Origin of the sequence: Numidum massiliense (assembly GCF_001375555.1) — a bacterium.
GTDB classification, from domain to species: Bacteria; Bacillota; Bacilli; order Thermoactinomycetales; family Novibacillaceae; genus Numidum; species Numidum massiliense.
The window spans coordinates 3,160,487-3,181,348 of the sequence record NZ_CTDZ01000009.1; the positions used below are offsets into that span (position 1 = coordinate 3,160,487).

The following is a 20,862-nucleotide window of genomic DNA, read 5'->3' on the forward strand; positions in this document are numbered from 1 at the left end:
TTCTGTTCCTGTTACTTCACTTTCGTCCCGTTCGGGATGTCGCCAGAGACGGTCGAGAGCACGAGGCGCTCACCTTCCGCCGCCGCTAAAATCATCCCATTCGACAGTTCGCCGCGCAATTTCACCGGTTTTAAGTTAGTCACACAGACGACCTTTTGCCCGATGAGTTCCTCCGGCCGGTAATACTCAGCGATACCGGAGACGACTTGCCGCTGTTCATAGCCGAGGTCAAGTTGCAATTTTAACAGTTTGTCAGCTTTCTTCACTCGCTCGGCCTGCACAATTTCCGCGACGCGCAAATCGACTTTAAAGAAATCGTCGATCGTAATTTCCGTGGGACGACCTTCATCTTGTGGCGCATGTTCGTCAGCGGTAGCACTATTTTTTTCTGCCCCTACTTTCGCCTTGTCACTATGGGAAGCTCCCTGTTCGCGCGCTTCCCTGGCCAATTTATTTTGTTCAGCTTGCTTGCGCGCCGCTGCCGTCGACGCATCGATGACCGCAATTTCTTCTTCTAAGTCGAGGCGTGGAAACAGTGGCTCACCTTTCGTTACGCGTTGGCCGTCGGGAAGAAGTCCGAAGGTGGCACACGACTGCCAGTTCGTCAGCGAGTCGTCGCCAGCAATGCCTAACTGTTGCCACATGCGCTGCGGCGCCTTCGTCAAGAACGGCTGTAACAAGATCGATACGATGCGCAAGCTCTCCGCTAAATGGTATAGCACCGTCGCCAACCGGTCTTTCTTCGCCTCGTCTTTCGCTAGCGCCCATGGCATCGTCTCATCAATGTATTTGTTTGCGCGGCCGACGAGGCGCCAAATGTGTTCTAGTGCGTTGCTGTACTCCAATTTTTCCATGTGTGCTTCGACCGCTTGCACCGTTTGTCCGGCGAGGGCGATCAGTTCGTCGTCCGGCGCTTCCCGCACGTCCCGCTTGACGATGTGTCCTTCAAAATATTTTTCGATCATGTTAACGGTGCGGTGGAGTAAGTTGCCGAGGTCGTTGGCCAAGTCGAAATTGAGCCGCTGAATAAATGCCTCTGGCGTAAACACACCGTCGTGGCCGAATTGGATCTCCCTGAGCACGAAGTAGCGTACCGCGTCCGAACCGTATCGGTCGATGAGAAATTTCGGATCGATGACGTTGCCTTTCGATTTGGACATTTTACCGTCCGGCATGAGGAGCCATCCGTGACCGAACACTTTTTTCGGCAACGGCAAATCTAACGCCATGAGGAGCGCCGGCCAAATGATTGTATGGAAGCGGAGAATGTCTTTACCGATAATTTGCACGTCGGCTGGCCAGTACCGTTTGAACTTCGCATCGTCGTCCGACAAGTAGCCGAGCGCCGTCAAATAGTTCGTTAAGGCGTCAATCCATACGTACACGACGTGCTCTGAATCGCCCGGCACTTTAATCCCCCAGTCGAACGTCGTGCGCGACACGCACAAGTCTTCCAGACCAGGCTTCAGGAAGTTATTGATCATCTCGTTCTTGCGCGATTCCGGTTGAATAAATTCCGGGTTCGCCTCGATGTACTGTAATAGGCGCTCCGTATACTTTGACAGGCGGAAAAAGTAACTCTGCTCGGTCACGTGGCTAATTTCGCGCTGGCAGTCGGGACAGGTGTAGCCGTGATCTGTCTTTGCCTGCCGCTCCGTCCAAAACGCCTCGCACTCGACACAGTAGTAACCGCTATATTCCCCTAAATAAATGTCGCCGTTGTCCCGCAAGCGCGTGAAAACCTTTTGCACGACTGCCTTGTGCCGCTCTTCCGTCGTACGGATGAAGTCGTCGTACGCAATATCGAGTTTCTCCCACAAATCTTGGATCCAGGCGACGATCGGATCGATAAATTCCCGCGGCGCTTTTCCTTCCTTTGCAGCGCGGCGCTGCAATTTTTGCCCGTGTTCGTCTGTCCCAGTTAAAAAGTACACATCGTAACCGGTCAGCCGCTTGAAGCGAGCAATCGTGTCAGCGGAAATCGTCGTATACGCATTACCGATGTGCAGTTTATTGCTCGGATAATAAATGGGCGTCGTCACATAAAACGTCTGCTGTTTGCTCATACCATTTCCTCCTCGGGTTCATCGTTTCCTTTTCATTAAAAAAGCCCCCCGTCCAGTTGGGACGAGAGGCTTACTCACGCGGTACCACCCAAATTTAGCGCCGCAAATGCCGGCACTACGCTTTAACACGTGTCACTTATACCGTTAACGCAGGTTCACGGGACACCTTACTATACGGCGCCTTGCGCCGCAGTTCGTTCAGGTGACCTTCTCCCGGGCCATGTTCACTGTATCTGCCTATGCCGGCTCGCACCTTCCCCGGCTCTCTGCTTTATAGGCAGAAGACAATTACTCTTCCGTTCATCGAATGTGATTTCCGTAGCAATGTTGCCTTATATTGTAACGAAATTAATCCGTCTTTGTCAACTTACCGTACACCACAATCCTATTATGATCTTCTTCTGAAGGATTAATAACTTGTCGCGAAGTTATAATTTATCATTGACTGTAAATGGAAACATTGGTACGATAAAATTGTATATATATAATTTGTCAATATATTGGGGAAATAAGGAGAGGTGACACAAGGTGATGAAGTCAACGGGGATTGTGCGCAAAGTAGATGAATTGGGACGTGTGGTGATCCCGATCGAACTACGCCGGACAATGGGGATCGGCGAAAAAGATGCATTGGAAATTTATGTGGACAAAGATCGCGTCATTTTAAAGCGGTACGAGCCTTCCTGTGTTTTTTGCGGTAACGCCGATCGCACGGTAAACTTTAAAAATAAAATTGTGTGCAGCGATTGTATCGCCCAATTGCCGGCGCCAGTTGCCCAAGAATAATATAGAAATATAGGCGACATTCACGAGCGACCAGACGGCCGCTCGTTTTTTTGTGCATTCTATTCATGCCGCCGGTGATAGTAGTTGTAAACGTCGCGTTTTTTCATGTTTCTTTCCACCGCTACTTTTTGTATCGCGTCCCGACTCGACGCGCCCTCGGCGATCCAGTGTGCGACGTGTGCCTCCAAAGAAAGCGCATGCCACCACGGCAACTCTTCCTCAGCCGCCACTTCGCTCGCGTTCCCTTCAATGGCAAGCGAACATTCGCCGCGCGGGGGATGCTGTTCAAACCACACGACCAATTCGTCAATTGTCCCCCGCAGCCACTCTTCGTGCCGTTTCGTCAATTCGCGGGCGACCGCTGCTTGGCGGTTGCCCCATTCATCGGCAATGAGCGCAAGCGTCGACAATAACCGATGCGGTGCTTCGTACAGCAACAGTGTGGCGCTGATGTCCCGCCACTGCTGCAACTCGCGGCGACACGCTTTCCGTTCGCGCGGCAAAAAACCGAGAAACAAAAAGTGGTCGGTCGGCAACCCCGAGGCGATCAACGCCGAAAGCGCCGCATTGGCTCCTGGAATGGGCACGACAGGTATGTCGTGAGCGATGGCAGTCGCTACGAGGGCGCTCCCCGGGTCGGAGATGGCCGGCAAACCGGCATCGCTAACGAGCGCCACCGCTTCCCCTTGTAGCAGTCGCTTGAGCAAGACGTCCCCTTGCTTTTGTTGGTTATGTTCGTGATACGAAACGAGCGGCACATGAATGTCAAAGTAGTTCGTCAATTTTCGCGTGTGCCGCGTATCTTCAGCTGCAATAACGTCGACGGCTTGCAACGTGTGCACGGCGCGCACCGTCATATCCTCCAAGTTGCCGATCGGCGTCCCTACGAGATACAGCGTCCCCCTATTTTCTAACGGGGCAAACGACTTCTGCTGCTGCACGGCCGTCACTCTCCTTTCGCGTTGTCTCGCATTCGTTTCCTTGACGCACGAGCGCCAACTTTTCCTCCCGGGACATCCGTTTAATTTGTCGCTCACGCCGAAGACCCCAGGAGCGGCTCTCCCCCGCTTCGCAGTAGCGCAAGGTAACAGGTGTACGCCCGCGCGTGTATTTCGCCGCTTTACCCGCGTTGTGTGCGGCGAGCCGCTGCGCGATATCGACCGTGTATCCCGTGTACAACGTGTGGTCACTGCATTCGACGATGTATACAAAGTGCCCTTTAGCGTGCGTCATCGGCAACACCTGCGTACACGTGGAGTAGATCTTCCGTATAAACGCCATCCCGCTCATAAACAACGAGCGGCGCCTCGACGTGTAGTTCCACGCCGCCGTCTTTCACTGCCTCGACGAGTACGGTGTGCGCCTCAGCATCGCTGTACGGATGGACGAAGCGCACCCGCTTCGGTTCAAACCGATACTTGCGCATAAACGCGACAATATCGTTAAAGCGCCACGCACGATGCACGAGTGCCAATTTACCGCCCGACGGGACGAGCCTCCGTGCCGTGGCTAGCACATCTTCCAACGTACAGTGTATTTCGTGCCGCGCAATCGCCACATACGGGTTCTCGCTCTTGTCGCTCCCGTTCAGCGGTATGTACGGGGGATTACACGTGACGAGTAGGTACTGCCCGTTCCACGCGGGCGGACAGCTGCGCAAATCGCCTTCGTACATGTGAATTTGCTTATCCAGCCCGTTCATGGCGACGCTGCGCCGCGCCATGTCCACTAGTCGCGCTTGAATGTCTAAGCCGTCTAGCGGGAGCGAGGTGCGCGTAGATAATAGCAACGGGATGACGCCGTTACCGCTGCCGAGATCGAGTATGCGTCCCCGGTGCGGCAAGCGGCAAAACCGCGCCAGCAGGATCGCGTCCATGGAAAAGCGGAACACGTGCGGACTTTGGATAATTCCTAGCTGTTCCGTTAATTGATCGATGCGTTCGTCAGCGCGAAGCACTACGTCATTTTTTGGTGTAAACATATCGTCCCTGCCTTAAAAAGGATATAACATAAACAAAAAAGCCGCCGGTCGGGTAACCGGCAGGCGCTTATTTGTTTAAAAACGACATACAAAATAGACAATCCCCATCTTTACGAATGCTGCCGTAATGTAGATTACAAATATGAAAACCTTCGTTATACAAACGCGCTAAGTTATCGTAACCTTCCCCGATTAATTTGGTGGACTTTCGCTTTTCGTGTGCCGCATCCACACCACTCTCTTGTGGCTCCTCAACGTGCATCCGTTCTCGCAAATGCCGATTCTCAATACTAAGCTGTTGGTTTTCTTCGATGAGGGAAGCAATTTGTGACTTCAGTCCACCTAACTCTTTATACAACTCTCCGATTCTTTGTTCCATCTGAGCTACCTGGGTGAAAATATTCGCTTTGTCCACCGTCTCACCTCAACTCAGTTGTTTCATTTGTCGGTTGACTTCACCTATGTCGTATTCTACAATGCGTTCTGCGTTTTGTAACTCTACTTTAATTCTGCGTTCTAACAAATTTAAGCCGATGACGCGCCCCGCGCCATCCGGTGTGCGCACGCGGTCTCCCATATCGGGCATTTCCCGTTTTGCCTCTTCGTAATGCCCATTTTCATATTTTAAACAGCACATGAGACGACCGCACAAACCTGATATTTTTATAGGGTTTAAGGACAAATTTTGGTCTTTTGCCATTTTAATCGACACAGGTTCGAAATCGCCCAAAAACGATGAGCAACAAAGGACTCGCCCGCAAGGGCCGATGCCGCCTAACATTTTTGCTTCATCGCGAACGCCGATTTGCCGCAGTTCGATCCGCGTACGGAAAACAGCTGCCAAGTCTTTCACTAGTTCCCGGAAATCGACCCGCCCATCTGCTGTGAAGTAAAAGATGACTTTATTGCGGTCAAATGTGTATTCGACATCGATCAGCTTCATATCTAAGCCGTGTGCGTTCACTTTTTGCTGACAAATGACGAGCGCTTCCTGTGCTCGCGCTTCGTTTTCCTGAACTTGGCGGCGATCGTCAGCTGTCGCGACACGAAGGACAGGCTTTAACGGTAGAACGACTTCCCCTTCGTGAACGTATCTTTTGCCGATGACGACGCTCCCGTACTCGACGCCCCGTGCCGTTTCCACAATGACGTCCTGATCCTTGCCGATTTCAAGATCGCACGGATCAAAATAATATATTTTACCCGCTTGTTTAAAGCGAACGCCAACTACAGCGTACATATAGTTTATCCCTCCCGAACGGATAATACCCACCCTTCTAACGCTAATTGAGGTGGAACATGTTGCTTCAATTGTCGCTTGACAAACAACATGTGTTCTATTGCCTGTACTAAACGACTGATCGTCCAGTTAGTCGCTTGTCGTTGCAGGACTTCTTTCTGTTCAGAGAAGGTCAGCGGTTGACGACAACCTAGCATTATATTAAGCATATCTTTATACCACAAGATCATCAAGTCTATAAATTCGTTTAGATGGTCGCGACTAACATCCGACGCCATCACTTTTTCCTGAATGGCGACGACGGCTTGACCACTGGACACACGCGTTGCCTCGCTTAGCTGTTGGACGAGCTTAATCGCCTCGCGAAACGACTCGGAGTGGGCTAACTGACGCGCTGCTTCTAACCCGTCGGCGACATGGGCGACGACGCGCGCCGTTTGCGGAAGGATACCTTCCGCCTCTAATTGCTCACTCACTTTTTCCGCAGAGAGCACGCGAAACGGTACGAGTTGGCAACGCGAAACGACGGTAGGCAATAAATTGTGGACGTGATCCGCTAGGAGGATCGCGACGACGCCGTCCGCAGGTTCCTCCAAAAATTTCAATAAGCTGTTGGCCGCTTGCCCCGTCATCGTTTCCGCTGCTTCGACGATAAACACACTTACCTTGGACTCTAAGGTACGGTAAGCAAATTTCTTTTGCAGGCCGCGGATTTGTTCAATTTTTACCGATTTCCCTTCCGGTTGCACCCAATGGACGTCAGGGTAATTGCCGTGCGCGATGCGCGTACACGTCGTACAACTGCCACATGCGTCGGCGGTTTGTCGTTCACAGTTAAGCGCCTTGGCCAGTTCCAACGCCATCTGTTTTTTACCCGCTCGGTCCGGTCCGAAAAAAATGTAGGCGTGTGCCAACCGCTCGCGACGCAGCGCGTTTTGTAGCATTGTCGCTACTCTTTCTTGCCCTAGCACATCGTGAAAGGCCACCTGTCGCTCACCCTTTTCTCCGCTTAAAATTGTGCAAACTGCTCGACGGGAAGAACAAAGACTGTCGCTCCACCCACTTGCACTTCAACGGGATACGGGACGTACGATTCGGCATTCCCTCCGAGTGGCGAAACGGGTGTGACCAGTTGTTGACGCGCTTTACAATTTTCCTTAATGATGGCCATTAACCGCGGGATTTTTTCGTCTTCGACGCCGATGAGAAACGTCGTATTCCCCGCTTTCAAAAAACCACCGGTACTCGCCAGTTTCGTCGCGCGGTATTCCTCTTGGACTAAAGCGTTTAACAAGCGGTTACTGTCTTTATCTTGCACGACGGCAATAATTAGCTTCACTGTCTTTCCCTCCTAAAGAAAATGATTGCCGTAGATCCGTTTGAATACATGTAAAAATAGTGTCTTCACTCTGCCGGGCATCGATCCGATGAAACCGTGCCGGTTCTTCAGCTGCCAATTGTAAAAACCCTTGCCGTACGCGTTGATGGAAGGCAACTGTCTTTTGTTCCATCCGATCGAGACCTTCAGGCCGATAGCGCTGCAGTCGGTCAATGCCCTCTTCGGCGGGAAGATCGAGTAAATACGTCCGATCTGGCCGAATCCCACCGGTACCGAAATCGTTAATCGCCCGAATATCCCGTAAGGGGTATCCGAGCCCAAACCCCTGATAGGCTAGACTGGCGTCTACGTAACGGTCGCAAATGACAATTTGCCCATCAACTAAAGCCGGTTGGATCACTTCTTCAATTAGCTGCGCGCGCGATGCGGCGTACAATAGTATTTCTGCCTTGTCAGCCATCTCGACGTGTGACGGGTCGAGTAACAACTGGCGCACTTTGTCTCCGATCGCCGTCCCGCCCGGTTCTTTCGCCCGTACAAAGGGAATACCGCTCTCCTTAAGCCATTGACACAAAAAGTTTACTTGCGTTGTTTTACCAGCGCCGTCAGGCCCTTCAAACGTTATAAACAGACCGCTCACAGATGCTCCTCCATTTGTGTTGTGCATTTATTTTATCACGTCTACCCTGCAGAAATCACTACAGCGGGCATTCGGTTTATAAAACTGCAATTTGCACGATTCATCTACCGTTATCATATCACATAATGTAATGCGTCATATTGTCCGTCAATAAAAAAAACAGAGATGTGCCATCTCTGTTTACGATTGCGATGTGCCAACTTATGCATCTTTAAGCCATATACGGCGCAGCCGCTGCACAAATAGTGGATACTTCGCTTCTTTCACATCCGTTTTTATCATTTCACGCTCACACGAGTCGCAAATGAATTGGTCACATACGGTTATACCGCTATCTTTCATGTGGTCGCACACAATGCATTGACGCTCGTTTAATGCATCTTTATGTTCCATACGATCAACCTCGATCTGCATGTGTTCTTGTTACATTTTTTACAACTATGCCATTATATATACTTGACTCGATAAAAGGAGTTACGCTGCCGTCGACATTCATTATATTAAATGAATGTCGTATTCAAAGCGGAACTTGTCCAAAAAAAAGCGCCTCATTCCGAGGCGCATCTAATATAAAGACAGTTACTCATTTCGAGTCCGTAAAATATTGCTTTAACCCTTGCACGATCGCTTCAGCGGCTTTCGCGTGATAACTACTCGTGCGGATGATTTGTTCTTCTTGCGAATTCGATAAAAAACCGAGTTCCACTAATACACTCGTCTGACGGTTTTCCCGCAACACGTGTAGATCGCCAAATTTCACGCCCCGGTTGTAAAGTCCCGTCAGATTAGCCAAATTTGACTGAATGAGCGTCGCGAGTGTTAAGGATTTTCCTGTATAGTAATAATATGTTTCAATCCCGTGAGCACTGTCGAGCGTTGCGGAATTGTAGTGGATGCTCACAAACGCGTCTGCATTGTACTGGTGGCTAATGTCTACGCGGTTAGCCAAATCCGGGTTTGTATCACCTGTACGGGTCATGATGACACGAGCCCCTGCCTCGCGCAACAATTGTTCCACGTAATGCGCTGTCGACAAGGTGATGTCTTTTTCCCTTGTCCCGTGTTGCCCGATCGCCCCAGGATCGCTACCGCCATGTCCAGGATCGATCACAATCGTTTTACCTTGGAATACAGACGGCGGTGTCGGCTTTGGCTTCGCTGCCGCTCCTATGACCACGTATCCGGCCGACACCCACCCTTTACCATTATTAAAGGCAATGCGATGCCAACCGTTTTTCGTCTCGTAAATCGACACTGTCGCACCGTACTTCAATGTCCCAATCACGCTAGCACTCAAACCCGGGCCACTCCGCACGTTAAGCACATCGGCAGTCACACTGCCTTGCTTTGGTTTCGGCGCGGGCTTTGGCTTCGGTGCTGGTTTCGGTGCTGGCTTCGGTTTTGGCTTCGGTGCTGGTTTTGGCTTCGGTGCTGGCTTCGGTTTTGGCTTTGGTGCTGGTTTTGGCTTCGGTTTAGCCTTCGTTACTTTAAGGTAGTCGCCAGACACCCACCCGCGCAACTTTTTGTACTCGATTTGATACCAGCCTTTACTTTTTTTCAGCACCTTTACTTTGGTACCCTTCAGGAGCGTGCCGTCGACTAGCGCCTTCGTCGACGCTGACCGGCGCACGTTTAGAACCGATGCAGTTACGGTGCCATTACCGTAGGTAGGGGACGGCTTTTTTGGCTTCGGTTTCGGTTTTGGCTTTGGTGCTGGTTTTGGCTTCGGTTTAGCCTTCGTTACTTTAAGGTAGTCGCCAGACACCCACCCACGCAACTTTTTGTACTCAATTTGATACCAGCCTTTACTTTTTTTCAGCACCTTTACTTTGGTACCCTTCAGGAGCGCGCCGTCGACTAGCGCCTTCGTCGACGCTGACCGGCGCACGTTTAGAACCGATGCAGTTACGGTGCCGTTACCGTAGGTAGGGGACGGCTTTTTTGGCTTCGGCTTCGGTTTTGGCGCAGGCTTCGATTTAGCTGCAGACGTTTTAGCCTTCGTCACTTTAAGGTAGTCGCCAGACACCCACCCGCGTAACTTTTTGAACTCAATTTGGTACCAGCCTTTGCTTTTCTTCAGCACTTTCACAGTCGTACCCTTTAAGAGCTGACCGTCAATCATCGCCTTCGTCGACGCCGTTCGGCGGACGTTTAAGACTGATGCAGTTACCGTGCCTTTACCGTATGTAGGAGACGGTTTTTTAGCCGCTTCAGCAACTGAAATAGGGTCCACAGAAAAAAGTGCCGTTACATTTAATAGCGCAATTGCTAGTACAACGGCAATTAATCGTTTGCTTTTTTTTACCAATTTAAGCCTCCTCACCCTTAATTTTTGGGTTGTTCCCTACTAAGAACCAAATATACCATCAATTTAATATTAATGAAAGGCAAACTGTATATTTCTAATGAGTAAGAAGATAAAGTTCGCCAATATTTGTTAATATAGGTGGATAAGGAGTATAGAAAGGACAAATGTAGCGCATAAAACGTTTCCTAATAGTAACCAAGCCATCCATTTCGTAAAGCGTCATTGAGATAATAATATTTCTGCTGAAGGCATTAATGAAGTCATTAAAAAAAAAGCCTGAATAAGGCTCTTTTTTACTATGTATCCGTCTGGCAACGTCCTACTCTTCCAAGGGCTCGCGCCCTAAGTACCATCGGCGCTGGAGGGCTTAACGGTCGTGTTCGGGATGGGAACGCGTGTGTCCCCTCCGCTCTCGTCACCAGACAGGAGATGTCGTATGAAGTTGTTTCCTTCAAAACTAGATGGAAGCATTCCCAGTTACTTACTTATATTGATTAAGCCGATCGACCGATTCGTATCCGTCAGCTGAACACATTGCTGTGCGTACACCTCGGACCGATTCTCCTCGTCTTCTACAAGGGGTCTCATGGGAAATCTTATCTTGAGGGGGGCTTCACGCTTAGATGCTTTCAGCGCTTATCCCGGCCACACTTGGCTACCCAGCGGTGCTCCTGGCGGAACAACTGGTACACCAGCGGTGTGTCCATCCCGGTCCTCTCGTACTAAGGACAGATCCTCTGCAAATTTCCTACGCCCGCGACAGATAGGGACCGAACTGTCTCACGACGTTCTGAACCCAGCTCGCGTACCGCTTTAATGGGCGAACAGCCCAACCCTTGGGACCGACTTCAGCCCCAGGATGCGATGAGCCGACATCGAGGTGCCAAACCTCCCCGTCGATGTGGACTCTTGGGGGAGATTAGCCTGTTATCCCCGGGGTAGCTTTTATCCGTTGAGCGATGGCCCTTCCACTCGGTACCACCGGATCACTAAGTCCGACTTTCGTCCCTGCTCGACTTGTAGGTCTCGCAGTCAAGCTCCCTTCTGCCTTTGCACGCTTACACGCGATTTCCAACCGCGCTGAGGGAACCTTGGAGCGCCTCCGTTACTCTTTAGGAGGCGACCGCCCCAGTCAAACTGCCTACCTGACACGGTCCCGCTACCGGATAACGGTAGTCGGTTAGAACTTAACGATGATCAGGGTGGTATCCCAACAGTGCCTCCACCGATCCTAGCGAACCGGCTTCTATGGCTCCCACCTATCCTGTACAAACCACCGCCAAATTCAATATCAGGCTACAGTAAAGCTCCACGGGGTCTTTCCGTCTTGTCGCGGGTAACCAGCATCTTCACTGGTACTACAATTTCACCGGGTCTCTCGTTGAGACAGCGTCCAAGTCGTTGCGCCTTTCGTGCGGGTCGGAACTTACCCGACAAGGAATTTCGCTACCTTAGGACCGTTATAGTTACGGCCGCCGTTCACTGGGGCTTCAGTTCAGAGCGTTGCTAACGAATCGTCAGCTAACCCTTCCCCTTAACCTTCCAGCACTGGGCAGGCGTCAGCCCATGTACTTCGCCTTACGGCTTCGCATAGACCTGTGTTTTTGCTAAACAGTCGCTTGGACCTCTTCACTGCGACCCCCTCAGGCTATTCACCTTAACGGGGCACCCCTTCTCCCGAAGTTACGGGGCGATTTTGCCGAGTTCCTTAACGAGAGTTCTCCCGAGCGTCTTAGGATTCTCTCCTCGCCTACCTGTGTCGGTTTGCGGTACGGGCGCACAACCTTCTCGCTAGAGGCTTTTCTCGTCAGTGTGAGATCAGGGATTTCGCTACTGCAATCTTCACTTAACCGTCGGCTCAAGGTATGCGTAAACGGGGATTTGCCTCCGTTTACCCTCTCGCCTTCCGGACAGAACTCCATCAGTCTGCTCCCTTACCCTCCTGCGTCCCCCCTTCGCTCAATCGAAGGTCGGCGGTACAGGAATATCAACCTGTTGTCCATCGCCTACGCTTTTCAGCCTCGGCTTAGGCCCCGACTAACCCTGAGCGGACGAGCCTTGCTCAGGAAACCTTAGGCTTTCGACGGAGAGGATTCTCACCTCTCTTTTCGCTACTCATACCGGCATTCTCACTGCCTTGCACTCCACCGACGCTTTCGCGTCTGCTTCTATGCGCAAGGTACGCTCCCCTACCACGCAAGGTAGATCCTTGCATCCATAGCTTCGGTGATCCGTTTAGCCCCGGTACATTTTCGGCGCGACGTCACTTGACCAGTGAGCTATTACGCACTCTTTAAATGATGGCTGCTTCTAAGCCAACATCCTGGTTGTCTAAGCAACGCCACATCCTTTCCCACTTAACGGATACTTAGGGACCTTAGCTGATGGTCTGGGCTGTTTCCCTCTCGACGATGGATCTTAGCACCCAACGTCTGACTCCCAAGGTCGAAAACTGTGGCATTCGGAGTTTGACTGAGTTCGGTAACCCGGTGAGGGCCCCTCGCCCAATCAGTGCTCTACCTCCACGTTTTATCCTTGAGGCTAGCCCTAAAGCTATTTCGGGGAGAACCAGCTATCTCCGAGTTCGATTGGCATTTCACCCCTACCCACACCTCATCCCCGCATTTTTCAACATACGTGGGTTCGGGCCTCCAGTGCGTGTTACCGCACCTTCACCCTGGACATGGGTAGATCACTCGGTTTCGGGTCGACGGCGTGCAACTTAGATCGCCCTCTTCAGACTCGCTTTCGCTGCGGCTCCGCCTCATACGGCTTAACCTCGCTACACGCCGTCACTCGCCGGCCCATTCTACAAAAGGTACGCCGTCACATCTCTACGGATGCTCCGACTGCTTGTAGGCACACGGTTTCAGGTACTCTTTCACTCCCCTTCCGGGGTGCTTTTCACCTTTCCCTCACGGTACTGGTTCACTATCGGTCGCCAGGGAGTATTTAGCCTTGGGAGGTGGTCCTCCCGGATTCCCACGGGGTTTCACGTGCCCCGCAGTACTCGGGGTTCGCCTCGGAGTGACTAAAATGTCGACTACAGGATTGTTACCTTCTCTGATGGGCCTTTCCAGACCGCTTCGTCTATCCCAGTCATTTCTTACTCCATGTGAGACGCCCCACAACCCCTCGAGGTAAACCTCGAGGTTTGGGCTACTTCCGTTTCGCTCGCCGCTACTCAGGAAATCGAGTTTTCTTTCTCTTCCTCAGGGTACTAAGATGTTTCAGTTCCCCTGGTTGCCTCCGCGTTGCCTATGTGTTCAGCAACGGGTACTCTCCTATGAAAGAGAGTGGGTTTCCCCATTCGGAAATCCTCGGATCAGCCTGCTTACGGCTCCCCGAAGCATATCGGTGTTCGCTCCGTCCTTCATCGGCTCCTGGCACCTAGGCATCCACCGTGCGCCCTTTGTAGCTTAATCTTATTCTTTCATTCTGGAATGATACATCTTACGATCATCCCGGTGAATGCTTCCTATCCAGTTTTCAAGGAACAAATGCCGCGCAAGCTAACGTGTCTCGCTAACTTCCGCAGCTGTTTGAAGGAATGTTCCTTCAAAACCAAACGAACACTGCCAACGTGCCTTATATACTCCGTAGAAAGGAGGTGATCCAGCCGCACCTTCCGATACGGCTACCTTGTTACGACTTCACCCCAATCATCTGTCCCACCTTCGGCGGCTGGCTCCTAAAAGGTTACCTCACCGACTTCGGGTGTTACAAACTCTCGTGGTGTGACGGGCGGTGTGTACAAGGCCCGGGAACGTATTCACCGCAGCATGCTGATCTGCGATTACTAGCGATTCCGGCTTCACGCAGGCGGGTTGCAGCCTGCGATCCGAACTGAGACCGGCTTTATGGGATTGGCTCCGCGTCACCGCTTCGCTACCCTTTGTACCGGCCATTGTAGCACGTGTGTTGCCCAGGACATAAGGGGCATGATGATTTGACGTCATCCCCACCTTCCTCCGGTTTGTCACCGGCAGTCAACTTAGAGTGCCCAACTCAATGCTGGCAACTAAGCTTAAGGGTTGCGCTCGTTGCGGGACTTAACCCAACATCTCACGACACGAGCTGACGACAACCATGCACCACCTGTCACTCTGTCCCCGAAGGGAACACTCTATCTCTAGAGCTAGCAGAGGATGTCAAGCCCTGGTAAGGTTCTTCGCGTAGCTTCGAATTAAACCACATGCTCCACCGCTTGTGCGGGCCCCCGTCAATTCCTTTGAGTTTCAGCCTTGCGGCCGTACTCCCCAGGCGGAGTGCTTAATGTGTTAACTTCGGCACTAAGGGTATTGAAACCCCTAACACCTAGCACTCATCGTTTACGGCGTGGACTACCAGGGTATCTAATCCTGTTCGCTACCCACGCTTTCGCGCCTCAGCGTCAGTTGCAGGCCAGAGAGCCGCCTTCGCCACTGGTGTTCCTCCCGATCTCTACGCATTTCACCGCTACACCGGGAATTCCGCTCTCCTCTCCTGCACTCAAGTCCCCCAGTTTCCAATGCCATCCCACGGTTGAGCCGTGGCCTTTCACATCAGACTTAAGAGACCGCCTGCGCGCGCTTTACGCCCAATAAATCCGGACAACGCTCGCCCCCTACGTATTACCGCGGCTGCTGGCACGTAGTTAGCCGGGGCTTCCTCCTGTGGTACCGTCACGCTTAAGGCAGTGACTCCTCAAGCCATTCTTCCCACATGACAGAGCTTTACAACCCGAAGGCTGTCCTCGCTCACGCGGCGTTGCTCGGTCAGGGTTTCCCCCATTGCCGAAAATTCCCTACTGCTGCCTCCCGTAGGAGTCTGGGCCGTGTCTCAGTCCCAGTGTGGCCGATCACCCTCTCAGGTCGGCTACGCATCGTCGCCTTGGTGAGCCGTTACCTCACCAACTAACTAATGCGCCGCGGGCCCATCCGAGAGCGGTAGCTTGCGCCACCTTTGGACAGTCGGTCATGCGACCGTCTGTCGTGATCCGGTATTAGCGCCGGTTTCCCGACGTTATCCCCGTCTCTCGGGCAGGTTACCCACGTGTTACTCACCCGTTCGCCGCTAGGTTCCGCTGCGTCCACCCGAAGGCTTCGGCTGCTTCACCCCGCGCGACTTGCATGTATTAGGCACGCCGCCAGCGTTCGTCCTGAGCCAGGATCAAACTCTCCATAAAAGGTAAGTTTGTTATTCCTAACTGTTGTCCATCAAGTGAATGATGGGTTCCTCGCACGTTGGCTTGTTCGTTCAGTTTTCAAGGAACATTCTCGTTCTTTGCTGCCGCGCTCTCTCGAGGCGACTTTCTTATCTTATCACGCAGCTGAGCGTTTGTCAACAACTTTTTTTAAGTTATTTTCGCTCGAACCCGTGCCCGCCGCGGCTATCTTATCTTGCCGCTTTGGCTGTCGCTGGCGTTCGCGGTAACCCGCTCTCACGGCGACAAGTTATATACTATCACGGATCGACGGCTCACGTCAACACCTTTTTTTAAAAAAAATCGCTGTTATACAATCCACAGCTTGACGATCGTCAAACAAACTAGTCCCGGCAAGCCTAAAACACCCGTCACAAAAGCCGTCACTGGATTGATCGGCAAGTGAAAGTCCCATAACCCGCCCAATAAATTGATAAGAAAAAGGACGATACCGCCAATCGCCGTATAAAGCAAACCTAGCCAAATCCATTTGAGTGGTTTCGCTGCGTAGGCTGTCAGTAGAAGCACTGTCACCTCCACCTCCTTCCTGTTTCGTGCCTATCTTACTATATCGTTTTCTGCTGCAGTCCTTCGTCGCCGCGCTTTCGCCCCTTGCTGCCCCAAACTAGGGGGGCAGAAAAAGCTGGTGCTTTTTCGCGGGACTTATCGTCCGTCGACGTTGTGCGCCACTCCGTCGGACTCGGTCATCCCACACAGTTCTACATCTATAGCGACGTATTCCTTTGTGGTGTGTCCTTTCTTTTTTGCCTGCTTGATTAAATAGGCGTACATAACTTCGGCCGCTTGAAGCCGATACACAGCGAAGTCGATCAGTTCGGGTTCGCGAGCCCAATTTAAGGTGCTGTGTGCCGAGCGCCATTCGCGACGTGTCCGCGCGAGCGCGAGCAATAAATCGTCTGCTTGCTCCTCGCCATTTTGTCCGGCGTGCACTTGGCGACTAAAACGAAAGCGAGCCATCCGGATTCCGCCTCCCTCGGGACAAGTCAGTTAATACATGTATAGTCCCGGGATGGATCCAGTATGACTCGCTTTTTACTTACAGTTCACGCCGGCCTTCCAGCGCTCGCGTCAACGTCACTTCATCTGCATACTCTAGATCGCCGCCGACAGGTAGCCCGTGGGCGATCCGCGTCACTTTAATGCCGAAAGGGCGCACTAATTTGGAAATGTACATGGCCGTCGCTTCCCCTTCGATGTTCGGGTCTGTCGCTAAAATGAGCTCCTGCACTTCATCGTTCTCCAACCGCCGCAAAAGTTCGGCGATGTACAGCTCCTGCGGTCCGATGCCGTCCATCGGGGAAATAGCGCCGTGCAATACGTGATACAACCCGTTAAATTCGCGCGTTCGTTCCATTGCGATCAAGTCCCGCGGGTCTTGCACGACACAAATGACCGAGCGATCCCGTTTGCTATCCGCGCAAATCGCACACGGATCGCGGTCCGTAATGTTGTAGCAAACGGAACAGTAGTGTAGGTCGCGCTTGACGCCGACGAGTGCCTTCGCAAAATCGGTCACATCGTCGTCTTCCATCGTCAAAACATGAAAGGCCAAGCGCTGTGCCGTTTTCGGGCCTATGCCGGGCAAGCGCATAAACCCTTCAATTAACTTGGCGATCGGTGCTGGATAATGCATTAAAACAATCCGGGGATGTTTAAACCGCCGGTAAATTTCCCCATATCTTTAGCGACGAGTTCGTCCACTTGCTTTAACGCTTCGTTAACAGCCGCAGTCACTAAATCTTGCAACATTTCAACGTCGTCCGGATCGACTGCTTCCGGCGCAATCTCGACACTCAAAATTTGCTTATGCCCGTTAGCCGTCACCTTCACGACGCCACCGCCAACTGTCGCCTCGACGGTCTTTTCGGCTAATTCCGCCTGTGCCTTCTCCATTTGCGCCTGCATTTTCTTTACTTGTTTCATCATTTGATTCATGTTTTTCATGCGGTTATCCCCCTAGTCTTTGATCTCGACCAAATCTTCGCCAAACCACTCTAACGCCTTCTGCACGTGATCATCTTCGCCACCTTCAGCAGCAACCGCTTGTTCACGCGCGCCGCCTTGTGCTTCTAACTGTTGCCAGTCGCTCTTCATACACGTCACGAGCTCACTGTCGCTTCCTGTAATCGCGGCGACCACTTCTTCAATTAACTGCTTGTGACTCGGTTTCTCGGTCGTTTCCCGGTGAATGGCACTTTTAAAAGCGACGACGATGTGACTGCCGTCGGCGGCTACCGGTTCACCGTCCATGAGCCAAGCGTGTACGCGGACGTTTTTTTCCTTTATATGCGAAAGGACGTCTGGCCATTTCGCTTGTACAGCCGACCGCTGCTGAATGCTTCCCGTTTGCCACACCGTCTGCAGTTTTTGCCGCTCCGCACTCGTCAATCCGCTTTGTTGTCTTTTTCCGTACGCTTTTCCCGTTGCCGCTACTTTGGGAGTAGTTGTCCCCTCTTGTTTTTGCACGGGGACGCGTACGATTTCGCCAGAAAGTCGCTTTAACTCCCGTTCCAACGTTTGCACCCGTTTAACGAGCGGGGCGAGCGCATCACTCGGCACCTCGGGCGCGGGCGCGCTACTTTGCTCGCGGGCGTGGGTGAGCTTCAAAAGCAACATCTCTAACAGGACGCGTGGCTGTGACGTCCACTTCATCTGTTGCAACGTCTCATTCGTCTGTTCCATCATGGCAAAAAGATCGTCTTCTGTAAACAGTGGCGCCACCCGGCCGAGGGATTGGTGCGCTCGCAATCGCGCCTCGGTTTCCGCTAAGTGTGGCGCTGTTTTAACGAGTAACAAATCGCGAAAGTAGCATAATAAATCGTGGGTGAACTTTTCCGGGTCATACCCTTCCTGCATCAACTCCGCGGTAACGTCCAACACGCGCGACGCCTCGCGTTTCGCGGCGAGCGACATAATTTTATCAAAAAAGGAATCGGCTACCGTTCCGATGACAGCGCGAATGTCTGCCTCGGTGATGCGGTCATCGCCAAACGCGTACACTTGATCCAGTAAACTCAGAGCGTCCCGCAGCCCACCTTCCGCCACTTGGGCAATTAAGTACAGCGCCGCCTCTTCGATCGCCATGCGTTCACTTTCGCAGATGGCAGCGAGCAACGTCACAATTTCGTCCGCCGCGACGCGGTGGAAGTCGAAGCGCTGACAGCGAGAAATGATCGTTAGCGGCAATTTGTACGGCTCCGTCGTCGCCAAAATAAACAAGACGTGCTCCGGCGGTTCTTCCAACGTTTTCAGTAGAGCGTTAAAAGCTTCCGTCGTCAGCATGTGAACTTCGTCGATAATATATACTTTTTTGCGAACTTCAGTCGGGGCATATTTAACTTTTTCCCGCAGGTCGCGAATTTCTTCGACGCCGCGGTTGGATGCCGCGTCAATCTCGACGACGTCTAGCACAGCGCCTTGCGCAATTTGCCGACAGGCTGTACAGTCGTTGCACGGCTCAGCTGCTGGCCCCCGCTCACAGTTGACCGCCTTGGCCATTACTCTTGCTGCACTCGTCTTTCCCGTCCCCCGCGGACCGGAAAAAAGATACGCGTGAGAGAGGCGCCCCTGTTTGATCGCGTTTTGCAAGGTACGCGTAATGTGCTGTTGTCCGACGATATCTGCAAAGGTTTGCGGCCGCCACACCCGGTAGAGTGCACGATAAGTCATGAGTTTGCCTCCTGTAGGATCAAGCACTTTTCCTGTATATTATACACGATTCCCCCCCCGTCCGGGCAACAAACGACGTAGCCCTTCGCCTGCGTACACGTGTCGCGGCATCCGCTTGGAGACAAACGTTGCAACACCCCTGCTCAATAGGATTAACGATGTAACGTCGGTTGTCAGTACAGCTTTAAACCGCTGTAGCGGCAAGGAATAAACACACTAAACGTCGTCCCGAATCCTTTCGTCGATGCGCGAATGTTCCCACCGATGTCGTGAATAATGCGCTGGCACACCGGGAGTCCGAGACCTGTCCCGTTCTCCTTCGTCGTAAAAAACGGATCAAATATTTTATCGATGACGTAGTATGGGATACCGGGGCCTGTATCTTGAATATCGATGACGACCTCTTGCCCAGAAGAGGCAAGCCGTTCCCGCACGGTCAACTTTCCGCCTTCGACCATCGCTTCAATCCCATTTTTACACAAATTAAGGAAAACTTGTTTTAACAATTCACTGTCCGCAATGACAGGCGGTACGTTTTCCTCGCGTTCATAATGAACGTCGACATTATGTAGTAAGGCTTCATTGCGAATAATCGGTAGCAATTCGGAAAAAACCGCGGCAACATCCACTTCTTCGTAACTTGCGTGACGCGGTTTGCTCAATAACAGGAATTCACTCACAAGATCGTTAATACGATCGATTTCTTTGAGCATAATATCTGTATATTCTTGTTCCTTTAGTAAGCCCTTTTCTACTAGCCCGTACTTTAGCACTTGTAAAAACCCTTTAATTGACGTTAACGGATTGCGAATTTCATGTGCTGTACCAGCAGCAATTTGTCCGATCATCGCGAGGCGGTCGCTGCGCTGAATTTGTTCGTCCAACGAACGTAGCTGGGTAATGTCTTTAAAAATGACATATGCTCCAACTGTATGACCCATTTCGTCAAATAACAAGTTAGAGTCTAACAACAATTCATAGCGCTGCTTACCGTTCGTCCACGAAGTCACTTTGTTGCGTACAGTCACCCCGTCCAACAAGTTTTTTTGAATCAGTTGCTGTTCGTTCGGTATTTCTGGGAACACTTCTGCGAGTGACTTATGGAGCACATCTTCACGTGTCACCCCGAGTAATCGGCACGCTAAATCGCTCAGCGCCACAAGGCGACCCTCCTGGTCGACCACCAAAACACCTAAATCGATATCCGAAATCAAGCTATTCGCAAAGCGCTGTACTAAATGATACGTATGTACATGCATGACGTTGACAAAGTGGAACAAATAAAAGCAATCTTCACCGTCGCGCCATCGCTGGTACCCGACCGTGCTGAAAAGTCGCTGCTTGTTAGCCGTCACAATTTCCCCTTCTAGCAGTGTAAACGGTTTTAACGAACACAATGGCGGTTCACCGAAAAGCGTGACGTACCGACTGCGATGTTCTCCTTTTAATTGCGAAAGACTCGCCCCTGTAGCCTGCATAAAAATCTCGTTTACGTGAATGATGTTTTCGTGATCGTCCACGAAGAGCGCCGCAAAGGGAAGCTGTCCCATAAGTTGGAATAGATCCGTTAACGACGTTTGTGAGGAAAAATGGATCAACTGCCGTCACCCCTTTAATTTACGCCGAA

At 51.8% G+C, this 20,862-nt stretch carries 18 protein-coding genes, 3 rRNA genes and 1 other annotated feature; of the genes, 1 reads left to right on the plus strand and 20 read right to left on the minus strand.

The features are described 5' to 3' along the window. Positions 1-11: 11 nt before the first annotated feature. Positions 12-2,066 (minus strand): methionine--tRNA ligase, encoded by a 2,055-nt coding sequence (gene metG / locus BN1247_RS14835; protein WP_054951065.1) that lies wholly within the window; start codon positions 2,064-2,066, stop codon positions 12-14. 54 nt (positions 2,067-2,120) lie between these two features. Continuing rightward, positions 2,121-2,379: a binding site (T-box leader), on the minus strand. 215 nt (positions 2,380-2,594) lie between these two features. Here metG and BN1247_RS14840 point away from each other — a divergent pair. Next, a complete protein-coding gene (locus BN1247_RS14840; protein ID WP_054951066.1) occupies positions 2,595-2,852 on the plus strand; it encodes an AbrB/MazE/SpoVT family DNA-binding domain-containing protein in 258 nt (85 codons plus the stop codon). Between the two features lie 59 nt (positions 2,853-2,911). Here the strand turns inward: BN1247_RS14840 and rsmI are convergent, their stop codons facing one another. The 19 genes from rsmI to BN1247_RS14935 all read right to left on the minus strand — a co-directional run bounded on the left by rsmI (position 2,912) and on the right by BN1247_RS14935 (position 20,833). Further along, complete coding sequence (rsmI, locus tag BN1247_RS14845; RefSeq protein ID WP_054951067.1) at positions 2,912-3,793, minus strand: 16S rRNA (cytidine(1402)-2'-O)-methyltransferase; 882 nt, start codon at positions 3,791-3,793, stop codon at positions 2,912-2,914. Then, entirely contained in the window at positions 3,756-4,085 is a 330-nt protein-coding gene (locus BN1247_RS14850; protein ID WP_074011193.1) for a GIY-YIG nuclease family protein, read from the minus strand. The genes rsmI and BN1247_RS14850 overlap by 38 nt, the downstream gene beginning before the upstream one ends. Continuing rightward, positions 4,072-4,809 (minus strand): tRNA1(Val) (adenine(37)-N6)-methyltransferase, encoded by a 738-nt coding sequence (locus BN1247_RS14855; protein WP_231633305.1) that lies wholly within the window; start codon positions 4,807-4,809, stop codon positions 4,072-4,074. The genes BN1247_RS14850 and BN1247_RS14855 overlap by 14 nt, the downstream gene beginning before the upstream one ends. 91 nt (positions 4,810-4,900) lie before the next feature. After that, positions 4,901-5,248 (minus strand): DNA replication initiation control protein YabA, encoded by a 348-nt coding sequence (gene yabA / locus BN1247_RS14860; protein WP_054951069.1) that lies wholly within the window; start codon positions 5,246-5,248, stop codon positions 4,901-4,903. A gap of 9 nt (positions 5,249-5,257) precedes the next feature. Next, positions 5,258-6,073, minus strand: a complete 816-nt coding sequence (locus tag BN1247_RS14865) for a PSP1 domain-containing protein (RefSeq protein WP_054951070.1) — start codon at positions 6,071-6,073, stop codon at positions 5,258-5,260. Positions 6,074-6,078: 5 nt separating this feature from the next. Beyond that, positions 6,079-7,059 carry a DNA polymerase III subunit delta' gene (gene holB, locus BN1247_RS14870; RefSeq protein ID WP_054951071.1) on the minus strand — a complete coding sequence of 327 codons (981 nt, stop codon included), beginning with the start codon at positions 7,057-7,059 and terminating at the stop codon, positions 6,079-6,081. A 23-nt stretch (positions 7,060-7,082) separates the two neighbouring features. Beyond that, positions 7,083-7,412, minus strand: a complete 330-nt coding sequence (locus tag BN1247_RS14875; RefSeq protein ID WP_054951072.1) for a cyclic-di-AMP receptor — start codon at positions 7,410-7,412, stop codon at positions 7,083-7,085. After that, positions 7,381-8,052 (minus strand): dTMP kinase, encoded by a 672-nt coding sequence (gene tmk / locus BN1247_RS14880; protein ID WP_187119804.1) that lies wholly within the window; start codon positions 8,050-8,052, stop codon positions 7,381-7,383. Before tmk ends, BN1247_RS14875 begins: the two co-directional genes overlap by 32 nt. A gap of 201 nt (positions 8,053-8,253) precedes the next feature. Beyond that, positions 8,254-8,445 carry a sigma factor G inhibitor Gin gene (locus tag BN1247_RS14885; protein WP_054951074.1) on the minus strand — a complete coding sequence of 64 codons (192 nt, stop codon included), beginning with the start codon at positions 8,443-8,445 and terminating at the stop codon, positions 8,254-8,256. Positions 8,446-8,635: 190 nt separating this feature from the next. Beyond that, the gene (locus BN1247_RS14890) at positions 8,636-10,360 is read right to left on the minus strand and encodes an N-acetylmuramoyl-L-alanine amidase family protein (protein WP_054951075.1); all 1,725 of its coding nucleotides are present in this window, start codon (positions 10,358-10,360) and stop codon (positions 8,636-8,638) included. Between the two features lie 306 nt (positions 10,361-10,666). Continuing rightward, positions 10,667-10,783 (minus strand): 5S ribosomal RNA (gene rrf / locus BN1247_RS14895). 67 nt (positions 10,784-10,850) lie between these two features. Next, positions 10,851-13,785, minus strand: a 23S ribosomal RNA gene (locus tag BN1247_RS14900). Positions 13,786-13,963: 178 nt separating this feature from the next. Next, positions 13,964-15,527 (minus strand): 16S ribosomal RNA (locus tag BN1247_RS14905). Together the 16S, 23S and 5S rRNA genes form the textbook arrangement of a ribosomal RNA operon. Before the next feature lie 327 nt (positions 15,528-15,854). After that, entirely contained in the window at positions 15,855-16,079 is a 225-nt protein-coding gene (locus tag BN1247_RS14910; protein WP_231633307.1) for a pro-sigmaK processing inhibitor BofA family protein, read from the minus strand. Positions 16,080-16,208: 129 nt separating this feature from the next. Then, a complete protein-coding gene (locus BN1247_RS14915; RefSeq protein ID WP_054951077.1) occupies positions 16,209-16,523 on the minus strand; it encodes a YaaL family protein in 315 nt (104 codons plus the stop codon). A 79-nt stretch (positions 16,524-16,602) separates the two neighbouring features. After that, positions 16,603-17,199 (minus strand): recombination mediator RecR, encoded by a 597-nt coding sequence (gene recR / locus BN1247_RS14920; RefSeq protein ID WP_054951078.1) that lies wholly within the window; start codon positions 17,197-17,199, stop codon positions 16,603-16,605. Beyond that, the gene (locus BN1247_RS14925) at positions 17,199-17,510 is read right to left on the minus strand and encodes a YbaB/EbfC family nucleoid-associated protein (RefSeq protein ID WP_054951079.1); all 312 of its coding nucleotides are present in this window, start codon (positions 17,508-17,510) and stop codon (positions 17,199-17,201) included. The genes recR and BN1247_RS14925 overlap by 1 nt, the downstream gene beginning before the upstream one ends. A 12-nt stretch (positions 17,511-17,522) precedes the next feature. Beyond that, positions 17,523-19,235: a DNA polymerase III subunit gamma/tau gene (gene dnaX / locus BN1247_RS14930; protein WP_054951080.1), complete on the minus strand. Its 1,713-nt coding sequence runs from the start codon at positions 19,233-19,235 to the stop codon at positions 17,523-17,525. Positions 19,236-19,408: 173 nt separating this feature from the next. Beyond that, positions 19,409-20,833, minus strand: coding sequence for an ATP-binding protein (locus tag BN1247_RS14935; protein ID WP_231633309.1), 1,425 nt, complete (start codon positions 20,831-20,833; stop codon positions 19,409-19,411). Between the last annotated feature and the right edge of the window lie 29 nt (positions 20,834-20,862).